The organism is Mucilaginibacter sp. 21P, from assembly GCF_019331605.1.
In the GTDB taxonomy this organism is placed as follows: Bacteria; Bacteroidota; Bacteroidia; order Sphingobacteriales; family Sphingobacteriaceae; genus Mucilaginibacter; species Mucilaginibacter achroorhodeus.
The window spans coordinates 3,846,011-3,861,472 of record NZ_CP063061.1 but is presented as its reverse complement, the minus strand read 5'-3'; the positions used below and the strand labels follow the sequence as shown (position 1 = coordinate 3,861,472).

The window sequence follows — 15,462 nt, the reverse complement described above, 5'->3', positions numbered from 1 at the left end:
TGCAAATTTTTTTATGATAATAATTAATTATCATTTTCAATTAGAGAGCAATAATAACGCTTTGTTACGCTTTAACGTAGTATATTTTTTGCCACTATTGTTTAAAAGGTCCATGTATCGGCTACTATTACTTCCATCAATAATAAGCGGTATATCAATCAAGCTGCTATCAACTGGCGTATTGTTACTTACATAAACGCCATTTAAACGCATATTATTTGAAATAGACTTAAAACTCATGCTATCGTTTAACAACAGCAACTTTTTATCGAGGAACCAAACCAAGCCGTCTTTCTTCAGAAGAAAACTGTTGGCTAAATCTTTATTAAACCCTATTACTTGGTAATCAGTTATCTTCATACTGTCCAAACCCGGTTGTATGGCGTACTGAAAGCTCTTATCGTTCTCCAACAGATCTGTTAGCACAATACCTTTCCGTCCATGTTTAAAAACAATTCCTTGGTGTTTTCTGAGATTAAGAAACGCAACAAGGTTTGTTTTATCTGCAATGATCTTTTTAAATGAAAAGCTGCAGCATAATATAAGCAGGCAGGCTAACGAAGCGAATAACAGTCTTTTAATTTTATAATAGAAAAAGTAAAAGGCAATTAAAATAAGGATATTAAAAAGAATAAGCTCTGGTTTTGTTATCCAAATTTTACCGATGCTGGCATACGGCGTTAGTTCAATCACGTTGAGCATCTTGTTCATCAGAATGATAGATTTTTCCAATACATAGCCAAAGGCAGATGATATCACCGCCATTTGTGGAAGTAGAAGCAAGGCTAATCCCGCATACATGATCAGAGCTACGGGGACGATAATGAGCAAGTTGCTGATAAGAAAGTAAACCGGGAACTGATGAAAATAATAAGCGCTTAGCGGAAATGTGGCAACTTGGGCAGCTACAGACACCGAGCACGCCAGCCAAAGCTTATTTGCAATGTTATTTTTAAAGCTTAACCAATTGTAAATGATCGGCTGAAAAACGACCAAACCGGCGACGGCGACGTATGATAACTGAAATCCCACATCAGCAAGCCAGTATGGGTTGTAAAGTAAAAGCACAAAAGCCGATACTGCCAGGATATTCAAATTGCTCACATGCCTGCTATAGGTTCTGCCAGCAATAACAAAAGTGATCATCAAGGCAGCGCGACAGACAGCAGGGGAAAATCCTGTTAGTAATGCATAGAGCCAAATCGCAAAGATGATAATTGTCGCTCTCAATATCTTTTCCCGAGGGCGATATAAGAAACCGAATATGTAAACAAGCAATCCATATAAAATTGCAACGTGCCCGCCCGACACCGATAAAATATGTATAGTGCCGGTTTTGGAATATGCCTGCATCACCTCGTTACTCAGGTCGGCTTTGTAACCAAGTACCAACGTTGAAGCTACGGCAATGGCTGTGGTGTCGCGCATATTTAACGCAAGTTTCCGTACCAGTTGCTGGCGGATATCCAATGCTTTTGCGATAATCGGGTTACCTTTACCAGCATCTACAATTCGGTATTGCTTAGGATATAGATAAGCTTCGTAACAGATGTTCTTATTGGCCAGGTATTGCTTGTAATTAAACTCACCGGGATTATAAGGCGGCTCAACCGCAATGTAATTTGCAGGAACCAACAACTGTTCACCATAGAAAAGATTTTTTGCCAGTTCATCCTTGATACTGATCAGCAGCGTTCCGCTTGCCGGATGATGTTCTTTGCCATTAACGGTAGATATTACATTCGCCGTAAACCGAACAATATCATTTTTAACCACGTGCTCTGATGCAATATTCACTAATAAGAACGAAGCCTTTTGCTTGCTAAAGTGGTTTTGGCCGCGCAATTCATTGTGTTGGATTGTTAAGTACCAACCTGCAGCTAACAACATAGGCACGATAAGCAAACCGCCTATCCAATTATATTTGTAAACCTTCAGCTTTTTATAAAAGACGTTCAGCGCAGCAAAAAGCAAGCTTATAAATATGCCGCTGTATAAAAGCCAGTTAATATCAACTTGCGGAAAAATGATAGCACAACTTATCCCCGCGATAAATGGCAATAACAATATTAGAAATGGGATCTGGCCTTTATGGCTGGCAATCATTTACTGTGCGGACAATATGATAAGGTATCGCCGCAATAAAAATAAGCGTTCTGCTGGTGATTACAATTCGTTGCGGACTTCCAGCAAAAACTTTTTAAGGTTTTCAAGCGAATCTATAACGCGCTGGTTATCGCGTACGTTGCCATTATCATTTTTAAGGTGGTCTTTGGCGCCCTGCAAAGTGTAACCTTTATCGCGGATAAGATGGAAAATGATTTTCAGGTTCTCAATATCCTCGGGCGTAAAGTAGCGGTTGCCTTTCTTGTTTTTCTTGGGGGTAAGAACATCAAACTCTTTCTCGTAAAAACGGATGAGTGATTGATTAACATCAAACATGGCCGATACCTCGCCCATGGTATAGTACATTTTAGTGATGTCACGTTCTTTGTATGGCATACGCAAATGTAATATTTTGCAGATGAAGTCCGAAAGATTAGGAGACCGAAAGTCGGGAAGTCGCTCTGTAAAAGTTTTTGTTACTTTCGGTCTTCTGACTTTCCGACTTTCGGACTACATTTGCACCACTATGACCGCTTCTGAAATACGCAAAGCTTTTCTTGATTTTTTCGTGTCAAAAGGCCACGTTATTGTGCCCAGCGCACCTATTGTTGTTAAAAACGACCCCACACTGATGTTCACCAACGCAGGTATGAACCAGTTTAAGGATGTTTTTTTAGGCGAAGCACCAGCCAAGTCCCCACGTGTAGCAGACACGCAACGCTGCCTGCGCGTTAGCGGTAAACACAACGACCTGGAAGAGGTGGGTGTTGACACCTATCACCATACCATGTTTGAGATGCTCGGTAACTGGAGCTTTGGCAACTACTTTAAAAAGGATGCCATTGCCTGGAGTTGGGAATTACTCACTGAAGTTTATAAATTGCCTAAAGACCGCCTATATGTTACCTATTTTGAAGGCGACCAAAAAGAAGGGCTTGAAAAAGATACCGAAACCTACGACCTGTGGAAACAGTTTGTAGATGAAAGTCATATCCTCCCCGGAAACAAAAAAGATAACTTTTGGGAAATGGGCGAGACCGGTCCTTGTGGCCCTTGTTCCGAGATCCACTTTGATAGTCGCCCGGATAGTGAGCGCGCAGAGGTTGATGGTGCTACATTAGTAAACGCCGGCCATGACCAGGTTATTGAGATATGGAACAACGTGTTTATGCAGTTTAACCGCGTTAAAGACGGTTCGCTACATCAGTTACCTGCCAAGCACGTGGATACCGGTATGGGCTTTGAGCGTCTGGTACGCGTTCTACAAGGCAAAACATCTAATTACGATACCGATGTTTTCCTACCATTGATTGATTTTATTGCTGAAAAAAGCGGCAAGAAATATAATAGCGCTGCCAAACCCGGCGACGAAGACTGGGCTGCAGCAGTAGCGATGCGAGTGCTGGCAGATCACGTGCGCGCGGTAAGTTTCACCATCGTAGATGGGCAGTTACCGGCAAGTAACAAGGCCGGTTACGTTGTCCGCAGGATCTTACGCCGTGCCGTGCGTTACAGCTATCAAACTTTGGGTTTTAAGGAGCCATTTTTTAACCAACTGGTGCCTTTATTGGCCGAACAATTTAAAGGCGTGTTTGACGAATTGTATTCGCAGAAAGATTTTGTGCAGAAGGTGGTTCTGGAAGAGGAGACGGCTTTCCTACGTACATTGTCTGCGGGGATCCAAAAATTTAATGAAGTTTTAAACGTAAGTGCTGACAATGTAATTGGTGGTCAAGCTGCCTTTGAGCTTTCAGACACATTCGGTTTCCCAATTGATTTGACCGAGCTTATGGCTCGTGAAAAGGGCTGGACGGTTGATACTACTGGCTTTGAAGCCGCTTTACAGGAACAAAAAACACGTTCACGTGCTGCTACCGCCATTGATACCGGCGATTGGGTGGTGATCAAAGACGACGAATCGGTGGAGTTTACCGGATATGACGAAACTGAAACGGTTGCGCATATTGTGAAGTACCGTAAGGTATCTGCAAAAGGTAAAGATCAATATCAGATCGTATTGGATAAAACGCCATTTTATGCGGAGAGCGGCGGCCAGGTAGGTGACAAGGGTGAGCTGGTTTTCCCGGATGGTGAGATCATTGATGTAACCGACACAAAAAAGGAGAACGGTTTGATCGTTCACTTTACGGATAAGATCCCGGCTAATCCCGCCGATGCTTTAACAGCAATTGTTGATACGCAGCGCAGGCACAGTATCGAAAGTAACCATACGGCTACCCACCTGATGCACGCTGCCATGAAACAGGTTTTGGGTACGCACGTAAACCAAAAGGGTTCGTTAGTTAATAAAGATTACCTGCGTTTCGACTTTTCGCATTTTACAAAGGTTACCGACGAAGAGATCGCTAAGATCGAATCAATCGTTAACGAGAAGATACGTGAGAATATCGCATTAAAAGAAGAACGCAGCGTACTTTATGCTGAAGCAATCCAAACTGGTGTTACTGCTTTGTTTGGTGAAAAATATGGTGAGTATGTGCGTGTGATAACTTTTGATGATAATTTCAGCAAAGAGCTTTGCGGTGGTACGCACGTTAAAGCAACCGGGCAGATCGCTTATTTTAAAATTATTGCCGAGAGTGCTGTTGCCGCTGGTGTACGCCGTATTGAAGCGATTACCGGCGCCGCTGCAGATGCTTACATCAATCAGCAAAGCCAGTTGCTTAACCAGGTAAAAGAGCTTCTTAAAAATCCTAAGGACATTGCCAAAAGCATCGAAAGCCTGCTTGAGGAAAATGCTAAACTAAAAAAGGAGATCGAAAAATCCATCCTCGAAAAATCATCAGGTTTAAAAGATGAGTTGGCTAAAAAAGCACAAGAAATAAATGGTGTCAATTTTATAGCTGAGCATGTGGAGCTGCCAAATGCTGATGCAATAAAAAATCTCGCCTATAACCTTAAAGATATTGTGCCAAACCTTTACCTTGTTTTAGCAGCCGAGATAAACGGAAAGCCGAACATAACGGTAATGATAGCCGACAACTTGGTTAAGGAAAAGGGCTTACATGCCGGCAACATTGTTAAAGAGCTTGCCAAAGAAGTAAAAGGGGGTGGGGGCGGCCAGCCGTTCTTCGCCACTGCCGGAGGTAGTGACGCAACCGGTTTGAATAACGCTTTAGAAAAAGCTAAAAACTTTATACCATAAAAAATGGGCTGCAATTGCAGCCCATTTTTTATTAGTGATGTCCTCTGCCGTGGCCTGGGCCACCATGTCCCGGTCCGCCCGGACCATGACCCGGTCCACCATGTCCGTGTCCCGGTCCACCAGGTCCGTGTCCCGGGCCCCAACTTTTAGGGCCTCTGCCGGGGCCACCCGGACCCCAGCCTTTAGGGCCGCGGCCACGCGGGCCTCTATCTATATAAGTTACATTGTTCACTACTCTGCCTGGGCGGTAAAAACGGTCTCTAACAATAACGTTTTTTACTCCACGGTAACGTGCATATCTTACACGGTCAGTTGCAAAATAGCGATATGGCCTGTCGCGGTACATTGCCACTTTGTAGCCATTATTAATGTTATAGTAATTATACTGAGCAGGAAGGCTTCGTCTCCAAACCCAATTGCCGCCATCCATGTAAATGTATTGATGTGTTGGCACGTAATAATAGCTGTTTACATCCGGCAGGTAATAATAGCTGGCATCAGCGTATGTAGCTGGCGGGTTCCAGGTGCCAATATTAACGTTAAGGCTTACCTGCGCCTTTGTTTGTGTGGCGAGTGAAGCGAGGCCTATTACCCCGGCAAGCACTCCTAAAAATTTGATCTTCGTCATATCAATTGGATCTTCTTTAATCGTTGTGTTATGAAATGGACATCTCATTAAATAAAAGGTTTAAAAAATTGTTTGCCTAAGCCGTCATCATTTCAAAAAATTCAACCGAAAAATATAAATTAAACTATATTTGGCAGGCTTCATCAACGCCCGAATACAGTTTAAAAGAGTATATGACAGTTTCTGAAAGCAGCGTAAGCGATAAGTATGAACTGGTTGTCGGTTTAGAAGTACATGCGCAACTATCCACTTTAAGTAAAGCTTTTTCTTGGGACTCAGCAGCATTTGGTGCCGACCCAAACCATCATATAAGTGCCATTTCATTAGGTCATCCTGGCACTCTACCCCGTATAAACAAACGTATGGTGGAGTATGCGGTTAAAATGGGCCTGGCTTGTAATTGCAGCATCAACCTTAACAACACCTTTGCCCGTAAAAATTATTTTTATGCTGATCTTCCTAAAGGGTTCCAAACCACGCAAGACCAGCAGCCAATTTGTTTGGGTGGTTTTATAAAGGTAAAACTGGCTGATGGCAGCACAAAAAATATCGCTATCCACCACATCCATATGGAAGATGATGCGGGTAAAAGTTCTCACGATCAACATGATGAATATTCCTTAATAGACCTGAACAGGGCAGGGGTGCCACTTTTAGAGATCGTGTCGCAGCCTGATATCCGCAGTGCCGAAGAAGCAGGGCAATTCCTTACAGAGGTGCGCCGTTTGCTGCGCTTCCTGCAAATATGTGATGGCAATATGGAAGAAGGCAGCATGCGTTGTGATGCCAATATTTCGGTCCGTTTAAAAGGCGCTACACAATATGGCAACCGTTGCGAGGTAAAAAACCTCAACTCGATACGCAATGTTCAGCGTGCTATCGAACACGAGTTTATCAGACAGATCAATGTGATTGAAGCGGGTGGTCATATTGATCAAAATACTTTGAATTTTGATGCCAATACTGGCGAAACATCAGTACTTCGCTCCAAAGAAACGGCAAATGATTACCGCTATTTCCCGGAACCGGATCTGCTGCCAATTCAAATAACGAAAGAGCAACTTGCTAATATCCGTGCAGGTATGCCGGCATTGCCTAATCAGTTGTTTGAAAACTATACAAACGTCTTAGGCCTTTCTGATTACGATGCAGGCGTACTCACCGCCGAAAAGGAGTCTGCAGATTATTTTGAAGAATTGATAAAGCACACATCAAATTATAAATCTGCTGCTAACTGGATGATGGGTGCAGTGCGCTCGTATTTAAATGAAAACAACCTTTCTGCAGACAAACTGCAACTTAAACCTGCTGCCCTTGCCGGGTTGATCGCCTTGGTTGATGAGGGTAAGGTAAATAACACTATTGCTTCTCAAAAGATCTTCCCTCAGTTGTTAAAAGGAGAAGATAAATCGGCAGCAGAGATAGCAAGTGCGCTTAACCTGTTAATCAGTAATGATAGCAATGAGGTTGAGGCTTTTATAAAAGCGGCAGTGGCAAAATATCCCGATAAAGTGAAAGAATACCAAAAGGGTAAGAAAGGCGTTTTAGGCTTGTTTATGGGTGAGATAATGAAAAGCTCAAAGGGTAAGATCGATCCTCAAAAAACCAATCAATTGTTGATCAAAGAATTAGAATCAAAATAACTGTATGAAGAAAATATTTGCTGCCTGTGCAGCCTCGGCCGTGGTACTATTGATGGCCGCTTGTAAAGATAATAAGTCATTTAACATTGAGGGTAATGTTGAACACGCTGATAAGGTTAAATACGTTTACCTGCTTAAGACCGATACCACCGGAATGAGTGTTATCGATTCTACAACTTTAAGCGGCGGCCAGTTTAAGTTCAAAGGCAGCGCACCTTATGAGAATTTATATAAACTGCGTATGAATGGCGATATCTTTGATATTGTTGTTAAAAACGGTGACGACATTAAGTTTAAAACCGATTTGGCCGATTCCCTGCACAAATATGATGTAAAGGGTTCGGATGTATCTGAAAAGATCAAAGATTTCAACAACATCAGCAGCACCTATGGTGCAAAGAACAGCAAGCTGGCAGATGAATATAGTGCTAAGGCTGAGGCATTGGGAAAAGAGTCTGATTCACTTATAAATGTTTACCGCCCGCTATTTCAAAAAAACATTGCCGATTACAGTGCAGAGGTGATGAAATTTGTGGAAGCCAACAAAGATAACCTTGCCGGATTTTTTGCGGCTGCATCTTTAGACCGTTACAAGTACGAGCAGCAAATGGTTTCTTATGCTGATGAGATAAAAGATAAATTTAAAGACAATCCAACGGTTCAGGCCTTTATCAAGCAGATGGATCAAATAAAGCCTATTTCAATAGGCCATAAAGCACCTGAATTTACTATCAAAAGTATAGATGGGAAAGATATCAAGTTAAGCGACTACAAAGGAAAATACGTAATGCTTGATTTCTGGGCATCATGGTGTGTGCCTTGCCGCCATGAAAATCCTAATGTTGTGAAGCAACATGCAGCTTTTCATCAAAAGGGCTTTAACATACTTGGGATATCTTTAGACACTGAAAAAGCCCCATGGGAAGCAGCTATCAAAGCAGATAAACTTACCTGGTCTCACGGTTCAGACCTTCAGCGGTTTGATGGCCCCACAGAGCACCTGTATCGCATTGAAGCCATACCATCAAACTTCATCATCGACCCTAATGGCGTTATCGTCGCTAAGAATATAACAGGCTCCGATCTTGAAGATTTTTTAAAGAAAACATTCAAATAGTCTCAACATAAGATTAACTAAGTGTTGCTGTTTACAATTTGTTAACATAGGATTAACCATTATCTTTAATTAAGGTTATACTTTTATACCAAAATTAAATATACATGAGCAGTTCAAGCAAACAGAAGATCTTAATTGTTGACGACGAACCGGATATTTTAGAGCTGATAGAATATAACCTTAAAAAAGAAGGTTATCAGGTATATTCTGCCCGTAACGGCCAGGAGGCCGTTGCCGAAGCTAAACGAACCCAACCCGATCTGATTGTATTGGATATAATGATGCCTAAAATGGATGGCATTGAGGCTTGCCGTATTATGCGTACCATGCCGGAGTTTAAAAATACATTTATGGTATTCTTAACTGCTCGCAGTGAAGAGTATTCAGAAATTGCAGGCTTTAACGTAGGTGCTGATGACTATATAGCCAAGCCAATTAAGCCACGTGCATTAGTAAGCCGCATAAACGCTATACTGCGCCGTAACGCACCGCCAGAGGAAGTTACCGACAACAAACTGGAAATAGGCGACCTGGTTATAGACCGCGAAGCTTACCTGGTTTACAAAAAAGGCGAAAAGGTAGTATTGGCCAAAAAGGAGTTTGAACTATTATACCTTTTAGCATCAAAACCGGGCAAGGTTTACACCAGAGAGGTGATCCTGAAAAATATTTGGGAAGATTCTGTAGTAGTTACCAACCGTACCATAGATGTGCACGTACGCAAACTCCGCGAAAAGTTAGGAGATGATTGTGTATCTACGGTTAAAGGAGTAGGTTATAAATTTGAAGCATAAAAGATAAAGGCCCCAATAACTGGGGCCTTTATCTTTTAATGATTATGCACTTTTTGAAGCGCGTTTTGTAGCTGTTGTTTTTGCAGCTACGGATTTTTTGGCCGCTGTAGTTTCTTTCTTGGCTGTATAACCAGCCGCTTTAGCTTTAGTAGTAGCTTTTGCTTTTACTGCGGTAGCTTCTTTCTTAGCTTTATCAGAAACGTCCTTCGCTTTGGCTGCAACTTCAGATGCAGTGTCATTTGCAGATTTTTTAACATTTGCAGCAGCTGTTTTTGCTTTTGAGGTTACCTCTTTAGCTTTTTCAGTTGCCTTCTCTTTGATCTCACCGGCTTCTTTTTTAGCAGCAGCAGTAGTAGCTGAAGCTTTTTTTGCAATGGTTGTTTTGGTTGCCGAAGCTATGGCCTTAGCAGGGCTGGCTTTACGCTTAGTAGCTGTTTTTTTGGCAACAACCTTAGCTTTAAGATCATCAACTTTATCTGCCGCAGCTTCTTTTACATCCTCAGCTGTTTCTTTTGTGCCGTCCCAAAATTCTTCGATGGTTTCTTTTATCTTTTCGAAGAAGCCTTTTTCTTCAGGCTGTGTTTTTGATGTGCTCATAACGTTTCTCTTTTAGGTGTGATAGATGCCTTTTTAACATTGCTGTATAAGTTTTGTTTTCAGCTGATTGTGCAGGTTGCTGCACTACTTAAAACCCTAAGGAGTTTAACCTACAAAAGTGTACCTTTGCGGCAATGAAAGTTCCAAAGTTTGCAGACCTGGTATTGTTTGAGGATGACGATCTGATAGTGGTTAATAAACCGCCTTTTATAGCATCGTTAGATGAGCGCGAAGGGGGGGAAATCAATATGCTGCGGCTTGCTAAACAGTATACCGATGATGCACAAATATGCCATCGTTTGGATAAGGAAACCTCGGGAGCGCTTATCATTGCTAAAAATCCTGAAGCATATCGTACAGTATCCATGCAGTTTGAGCGTCGTAAGGTAAAAAAGGTTTACCACGCTGTTATCGACGGAACGCATGTATTTGATGACCTTTTGGTTGATCTGCCGATATTGAATGTGGGTAAAAGCAGCGTTACCATTAGCAGGCAAGATGGTAAACGTGCCGAAACCTGGTTCAAATCATTACGATATTTTAAACACTATACTTTAGTAGAGTGCCGCCCTGTAACAGGCCGTATGCACCAGATACGCATACACCTGGCCACTCAACGCGCCTCAATAGCCGGTGACGACATGTACAAGGGCCAGCCGGTGTTTCTTTCTAAATTAAAACGCAAATATACTTTAGGTAAAGACCAGGAAGAACAACCGATTATGAAGCGTTTTGCCCTGCATGCTTATGAGGTGGCTTTTAAACTACCTTCTGGCGCAGATGTGAATATACACGCCCCTTATCCCAAAGATTTTGAGACACTATTAAAGCTGCTTGATAAATTCGACAGCTAAAAAATAAGCCCCATATTTTTATGGGGCTTATTTAAAGATTATCGTCTTGGATCTGGTGGCGTAGTATCCCTCTTAGCAGAAGAAGTAGTAAACCTTGGATCTGGTGGCGTAGTGTCTTTTTTGATCAACCTTGATGTTGTAAAGGTTGGATCTGGTGGCGTAGTATCCTTCTTTTTAGAAGCAATACCACTGTTAAAGCCCTGCTTGGCAGGTGCCATGTTGTCTTTTTGGCAAGAATAAATGCCAACTACAACAACGGCTAAAACAAGGTAAAAAATTTTTTTCATGTTGATATGGTTGTGTTATAAACGCAAAATTAAATTATTTCTTCGTTATACGAAAATTCAAAATTATAGGTTGCCTTTTGCTTAGTTTATTTGTTTTTACAAAAGGCAAACGTATTTTTATTGAAATTATAGTTGATGCTTAAAAGGCTTATTCTTCTTATCAGTTTTTGCACTTTCCCCTTTTTAATTATAACTGCAAGCGGGCGGCAGGATAATGCCATGCCTATACGCCAAAGGGCTATAAATAAGGATACACTAACTGATATTCTAAATCAGCAAGATGTATTACCCCAGCAAAAGCGACTGATTGCTTTTGTTAAATCAAGCATACAACAATCAGAACCTGCCAAACTAAATGATGTACAGGATACCTTAAGCCAGTATTTTGACCGCTTTAACTTTCCCGAAAAAAACATTTTCTTATTATTCGCAAAAAGCATGGCCTACAATAAACTCCATAACCTTAAACAGGCGGAGCTGGCGATGACCAAAGCGGTACAGGAGGCAGAAACCAAGAAACAAGATTACCTGATGTTTCAACTGCTAAGCCATCTTGGTTTTATACAAACAGATGAAGGTGATTACATTGGCGCTATCTATAATTATCGCTTAGCAACCATACGGGTACGTAAACTGAGAACTACGTTTAAGGATAACAGGAGGGAGGCATCACTAAATATAAACATCTCAGATCTTTATTATAAATCAGGCTTGTATCCGGAATCGCTCAATTATCTTAATAAGGCCTGGTTGCTTATACAAGGTGATACACTTGGCAGAAAGATGCTCTCGAGTGTTATCTTATATAATATCTCTGAGAATTATTTTAGAATGAATAAGCTTGATTCTTTAAAAGCTTATTATAAAAAGCTCCTTGCTCCTGAAAATAGAAATTACAAAATATTTACTTACCGTAAGCGTGTAGAATATTACGTATCGCTGCTACAACATCGGTATGATATTGCCATAAAGCAGATCAAAGATCTTAAGGCAAATAAACAATACACTAACAGTGACCTGGAAGATCAGCGCCTTGCTGACGCTTATTACCAAGCCGGGCAATTAGATTCGTCTCGCACTATAGTTCAACGTTTATTAGAGGCAAACGGGGAAAACAACCACCCGGAGATAAAGCAGCATCTTTACGAACTGCTGGGACAAATTGCAGAGAAGCAGGAAGGTGCAAGTTTTGCTTCCGAGAACTTTAAAAAAGCCCTTGCCGAAGCACGTGAATACAATACCCGTTTAACGCAAGTGGGCAGTATATCATCACAGATAAAGCTGGATGAGACTGAAAGCTCTTATAACCAGCGTGCTGCCATTTATGAAAGAGAGCGACTTTGGCTGATATTTATAGTTGTTGTTGCGGCGTTAGTTATAATTGCCATTGCGTTAATATACCGCACGGTAAAACAAAAGCGCCATTACGAAAAATTGTTATTTGCCGCTAAAAAAGAAGAATTAGCCTTTATCAACTCGCACGAAGTACGTAAGCACTTGACCAATATTCTGGGTATCATCGATATCCTGAAGAACAGCGCGAACAAACCGGAGGATTACGAACAGGTTGAACCGTACCTGCAGGAATCGGCAGCTAAACTGGATGAAGCTATCAAGAATATATCAGATAAGCTGAATGATTGATATTACATTTTTACGATAAGCGAATTTTCGCGATCAATAATATCGGCAATGCTGGTTTCAGAGAGGATCTTCAAAGTGGCATCTCGTACATCGATAAACACATCACGTATACCGCATGTATGCTCCTGGTGACACTCATCACATTTGTGGTAAAAGTTTAAACTTGCGCAAGGCACCATGGCAATAGGGCCGTCGGTAATACGCATGATACTTACAAGAAAGATGTCTTTAGGAGATTTATTGAGACTGTAACCGCCACCGGCGCCTTTTTTGCTATATAAGTAACCAGCGTTTCTTAAATCGAGCAGGATCTGTTCAAGAAATTTTTTAGGTATGCGCTCCATTTCTGCGATCTTAGAGATCTGCATAGGTGGTTTATCGATGTTCTTGCCCATCACCACTAAAGCTTTAATGGCGTATTTAGTCTTTTTGGATAGCATTTAATAAATATACAGCACAAATGTAAACAAACAAATTTGGACGACATAATATGCAGGCATAGTAATTTATTACCCTCTATCACTATGTCCAAGGCCCTTTTCAGGCGCCACTACATCACGCACCAATTGCTTCAATTCTTTTATCTCCGGGAAACGGCCCTGTTCTTTACGATCAAAAATTACATTCTCGTTAATCCTGATATTGTACTTGCCTGATGTTTCGCTCGGTTGCAGCGTTACTCCGTATACATCATCTGTAAAAGTGGTTAGAAGTTCCTGGGCCATGTATGCAGCTCTCAACATCCAATTACACTTTGGGCAATATTCGATCACTATCGTTGGTTTCATAGCTGTTTTAAATAAATTGTGTCACAAAGACATAATGATGTTTGATGCTAGATATATTTTAGCTACATTCAGCAATCCAACAATAACCAATTATAACATAAAACCATGAAAAAACTATTGTATCTGCTGCTGCTGCAAAGCGCCTGCATTGGGGCTTATGCACAAATGCAGGTTAAAACGGTTAACGGCACAGTTGAGGGCGTAACCGAAAAATCAGGGGTGAGCAGTTTTAAAGGAATACCGTTTGCGCAGCCGCCGATAGGTGAATTACGCTGGAAAGAACCTCAACCCGTAAATAACTGGACAGGCGTAAGAAAATGTGACGCATTTGGCTATAACGGCATGCAGAAAAAGGTATTCGGTGATATGGGTTTTCGCTCGGCTGGTATGAGCGAAGATTGTCTCTACCTCAACGTTTGGGTGCCTGCAGGCAAGCCAAAAGCCAAGCTGCCTGTGTTAGTTTATTTCTACGGTGGTGGTTTTGTTGCGGGAGATGGTTCAGAGGCGAGATACGATGGTGAAAGCATGGCCAAACGCGGTATAATAGCACTCACCGTAAACTACCGATTAGGTGTGTTTGGCTTTTTGGCACATACTGAGCTGACCAAAGAATCAAAACATAATGCCTCTGGGAACTACGGACTTTTAGATCAAAACGCAGCGCTGCGTTGGGTACAGGCTAACATTGCAGCATTTGGCGGCGATCCTAAACGCGTTACTATAGCAGGTGAGTCGGCTGGCTCTATATCGGTATCGGCACAAATGGTTTCTCCTTTATCAAAAGATCTGATCAACGGAGCCATCGGTGAAAGCGGCGCCATGATAGCACCAACATTACCTGGCGTGCCACTTAAAGTTGCCGAAGAGAACGGTGTTAAATTTATGGGACAAGTTGGCGCTAAATCGCTTTCAGATCTGCGCGCAATACCTGCCGATCAGTTACTTGAAATGGCATCAAAACCTGGTGTACAAAATGTTGTAGCAGCTGCCATCGACGGATATTTTTTCACTAAGAAACCAATCGAGATCCTAAACGCGGGTGAGCAAGCTAAAGTGCCGCTTTTGGTAGGTTGGAATAACGCAGAAATACCGTACCAGGCATTGATGTGGGGTGAAGCACCTACGCCGGAAAATTATGCTAAAAAAGTTAAAAGCCTGTACGGTGAAAAAGCGGATAAGGTTTTGAAACTATATCCCGGCAATACACAAGAGGAAGTAATTAAATCGGCCACAGAACTGGCCAGCGACCGCTTTATATCTTACAGTACCTGGAAATGGGCTGATGCTCATGCAGAAACTGGCGGTAAACCTGTTTATCATTATCTATTCTCTAAACCGCGCCCACCAATGACTGCTGCAATGGGTAATGCAAAACAAGGGCTTGCAGGTGGTATTATCAAAGAAGGTGATGACAAAAAGCCTGAAGCGCTCAAACAGCCTGCTCCGTACAACGGTGCCGCACACGCTTCAGAAATAGAGTACGCGATGGGGAACCTTGCTACCAATAAAACTTACGCCTGGACACCGGAAGACTACAAAGTATCAGAAACAATGGAAAGCTATTTTGCTAATTTCATCAAAACCGGCAATCCTAACGGCAAAGGCTTGCCTAAATGGGATGCCAACACCAAAGGCAGCCCGGCATCATTTATTGACATCAACGTGATAACAAAACCTGTTAAAGAAAGCACGCAGGAAAAAGCCCGTTACACATTTTTAGATAAGGAATATACAAAGTAACGTTAGGAATATAAAGTTTTAAAGCAGGCATTGTATTATTCGCATTGCCTGCTTTTTTGATGCAATCCCTTTGAAAAAAAAGCCACCATGTCAAACAC

Annotated in this window: 14 protein-coding genes; 7 read left to right on the top strand and 7 right to left on the bottom strand. The window is 41.8% G+C overall.

Going from position 1 to position 15,462, the window contains the following annotated elements:
• Positions 1-36 precede the first annotated feature (36 nt).
• A complete protein-coding gene (locus INP83_RS17140) occupies positions 37-2,106 on the bottom strand; it encodes a ComEC/Rec2 family competence protein (RefSeq protein WP_219125233.1) in 2,070 nt (689 codons plus the stop codon).
• 60 nt (positions 2,107-2,166) lie between these two features.
• Positions 2,167-2,502 carry a MerR family transcriptional regulator gene (locus INP83_RS17135; RefSeq protein WP_219125232.1) on the bottom strand — a complete coding sequence of 112 codons (336 nt, stop codon included), beginning with the start codon at positions 2,500-2,502 and terminating at the stop codon, positions 2,167-2,169.
• A 130-nt stretch (positions 2,503-2,632) separates the two neighbouring features.
• Between INP83_RS17135 and alaS the strand changes: the two genes are divergently transcribed.
• Positions 2,633-5,272: an alanine--tRNA ligase gene (alaS, locus tag INP83_RS17130; protein ID WP_219125231.1), complete on the top strand. Its 2,640-nt coding sequence runs from the start codon at positions 2,633-2,635 to the stop codon at positions 5,270-5,272.
• Positions 5,273-5,303: 31 nt separating this feature from the next.
• Here alaS and INP83_RS17125 read toward each other — a convergent pair whose 3' ends face one another.
• The gene (locus tag INP83_RS17125) at positions 5,304-5,900 is read right to left on the bottom strand and encodes a hypothetical protein (protein WP_219125230.1); all 597 of its coding nucleotides are present in this window, start codon (positions 5,898-5,900) and stop codon (positions 5,304-5,306) included.
• 173 nt (positions 5,901-6,073) lie between these two features.
• Here INP83_RS17125 and gatB point away from each other — a divergent pair, with 173 nt between their 5' ends.
• From gatB to INP83_RS17110, 3 genes are all read left to right on the top strand, one after another.
• A complete protein-coding gene (gene gatB, locus INP83_RS17120) occupies positions 6,074-7,543 on the top strand; it encodes an Asp-tRNA(Asn)/Glu-tRNA(Gln) amidotransferase subunit GatB (protein WP_219125229.1) in 1,470 nt (489 codons plus the stop codon).
• A 4-nt stretch (positions 7,544-7,547) separates the two neighbouring features.
• Positions 7,548-8,660, top strand: coding sequence for a TlpA disulfide reductase family protein (locus INP83_RS21305; protein ID WP_219125228.1), 1,113 nt, complete (start codon positions 7,548-7,550; stop codon positions 8,658-8,660).
• Between the two features lie 104 nt (positions 8,661-8,764).
• On the top strand, positions 8,765-9,454 hold the full coding sequence (locus INP83_RS17110; RefSeq protein ID WP_095704744.1) for a response regulator transcription factor: 690 nt from the start codon (positions 8,765-8,767) through the stop codon (positions 9,452-9,454).
• A gap of 42 nt (positions 9,455-9,496) precedes the next feature.
• On the opposite strand, the gene INP83_RS17105 is transcribed toward INP83_RS17110, so the two are convergent.
• Positions 9,497-10,051 carry a hypothetical protein gene (locus INP83_RS17105; RefSeq protein ID WP_219125227.1) on the bottom strand — a complete coding sequence of 185 codons (555 nt, stop codon included), beginning with the start codon at positions 10,049-10,051 and terminating at the stop codon, positions 9,497-9,499.
• Positions 10,052-10,185: 134 nt separating this feature from the next.
• On the opposite strand from INP83_RS17105, the gene INP83_RS17100 reads away from it, so the two are divergent.
• Positions 10,186-10,905, top strand: a complete 720-nt coding sequence (locus tag INP83_RS17100; protein WP_219125226.1) for an RluA family pseudouridine synthase — start codon at positions 10,186-10,188, stop codon at positions 10,903-10,905.
• Positions 10,906-10,943: 38 nt separating this feature from the next.
• On the opposite strand, the gene INP83_RS17095 is transcribed toward INP83_RS17100, so the two are convergent.
• On the bottom strand, positions 10,944-11,192 hold the full coding sequence (locus tag INP83_RS17095; protein WP_146269962.1) for a hypothetical protein: 249 nt from the start codon (positions 11,190-11,192) through the stop codon (positions 10,944-10,946).
• 219 nt (positions 11,193-11,411) lie between these two features.
• Between INP83_RS17095 and INP83_RS17090 the strand changes: the two genes are divergently transcribed.
• The gene (locus INP83_RS17090) at positions 11,412-12,836 is read left to right on the top strand and encodes a lipopolysaccharide assembly protein LapB (protein WP_219125225.1); all 1,425 of its coding nucleotides are present in this window, start codon (positions 11,412-11,414) and stop codon (positions 12,834-12,836) included.
• Between the two features lie 2 nt (positions 12,837-12,838).
• On the opposite strand, the gene INP83_RS17085 is transcribed toward INP83_RS17090, so the two are convergent.
• Together INP83_RS17085 and INP83_RS17080 are read right to left on the bottom strand one after the other, a co-directional pair.
• Complete coding sequence (locus INP83_RS17085; protein ID WP_146269958.1) at positions 12,839-13,276, bottom strand: Rrf2 family transcriptional regulator; 438 nt, start codon at positions 13,274-13,276, stop codon at positions 12,839-12,841.
• Positions 13,277-13,345: 69 nt separating this feature from the next.
• Positions 13,346-13,624 carry a SelT/SelW/SelH family protein gene (locus INP83_RS17080; protein WP_219125224.1) on the bottom strand — a complete coding sequence of 93 codons (279 nt, stop codon included), beginning with the start codon at positions 13,622-13,624 and terminating at the stop codon, positions 13,346-13,348.
• A 105-nt stretch (positions 13,625-13,729) separates the two neighbouring features.
• On the opposite strand from INP83_RS17080, the gene INP83_RS17075 reads away from it, so the two are divergent.
• A complete protein-coding gene (locus INP83_RS17075; protein ID WP_219125223.1) occupies positions 13,730-15,364 on the top strand; it encodes a carboxylesterase/lipase family protein in 1,635 nt (544 codons plus the stop codon).
• Positions 15,365-15,462 lie beyond the last annotated feature (98 nt).

Coding starts and splice junctions, on each gene's coding strand:
- INP83_RS17140 (WP_219125233.1), bottom strand. CDS start 2,106: ATGATTGCCAGCCATAAAGGCCAGATCCCATTTCTAATATTGTTATTG.
- INP83_RS17085 (WP_146269958.1), bottom strand. CDS start 13,276: ATGCTATCCAAAAAGACTAAATACGCCATTAAAGCTTTAGTGGTGATG.
- gatB (WP_219125229.1), top strand. CDS start 6,074: ATGACAGTTTCTGAAAGCAGCGTAAGCGATAAGTATGAACTGGTTGTC.
- INP83_RS17110 (WP_095704744.1), top strand. CDS start 8,765: ATGAGCAGTTCAAGCAAACAGAAGATCTTAATTGTTGACGACGAACCG.
- INP83_RS21305 (WP_219125228.1), top strand. CDS start 7,548: ATGAAGAAAATATTTGCTGCCTGTGCAGCCTCGGCCGTGGTACTATTG.
- alaS (WP_219125231.1), top strand. CDS start 2,633: ATGACCGCTTCTGAAATACGCAAAGCTTTTCTTGATTTTTTCGTGTCA.
- INP83_RS17100 (WP_219125226.1), top strand. CDS start 10,186: ATGAAAGTTCCAAAGTTTGCAGACCTGGTATTGTTTGAGGATGACGAT.
- INP83_RS17090 (WP_219125225.1), top strand. CDS start 11,412: ATGCCTATACGCCAAAGGGCTATAAATAAGGATACACTAACTGATATT.
- INP83_RS17080 (WP_219125224.1), bottom strand. CDS start 13,624: ATGAAACCAACGATAGTGATCGAATATTGCCCAAAGTGTAATTGGATG.
- INP83_RS17105 (WP_219125227.1), bottom strand. CDS start 10,051: ATGAGCACATCAAAAACACAGCCTGAAGAAAAAGGCTTCTTCGAAAAG.
- INP83_RS17075 (WP_219125223.1), top strand. CDS start 13,730: ATGAAAAAACTATTGTATCTGCTGCTGCTGCAAAGCGCCTGCATTGGG.
- INP83_RS17095 (WP_146269962.1), bottom strand. CDS start 11,192: ATGAAAAAAATTTTTTACCTTGTTTTAGCCGTTGTTGTAGTTGGCATT.
- INP83_RS17125 (WP_219125230.1), bottom strand. CDS start 5,900: ATGACGAAGATCAAATTTTTAGGAGTGCTTGCCGGGGTAATAGGCCTC.
- INP83_RS17135 (WP_219125232.1), bottom strand. CDS start 2,502: ATGCCATACAAAGAACGTGACATCACTAAAATGTACTATACCATGGGC.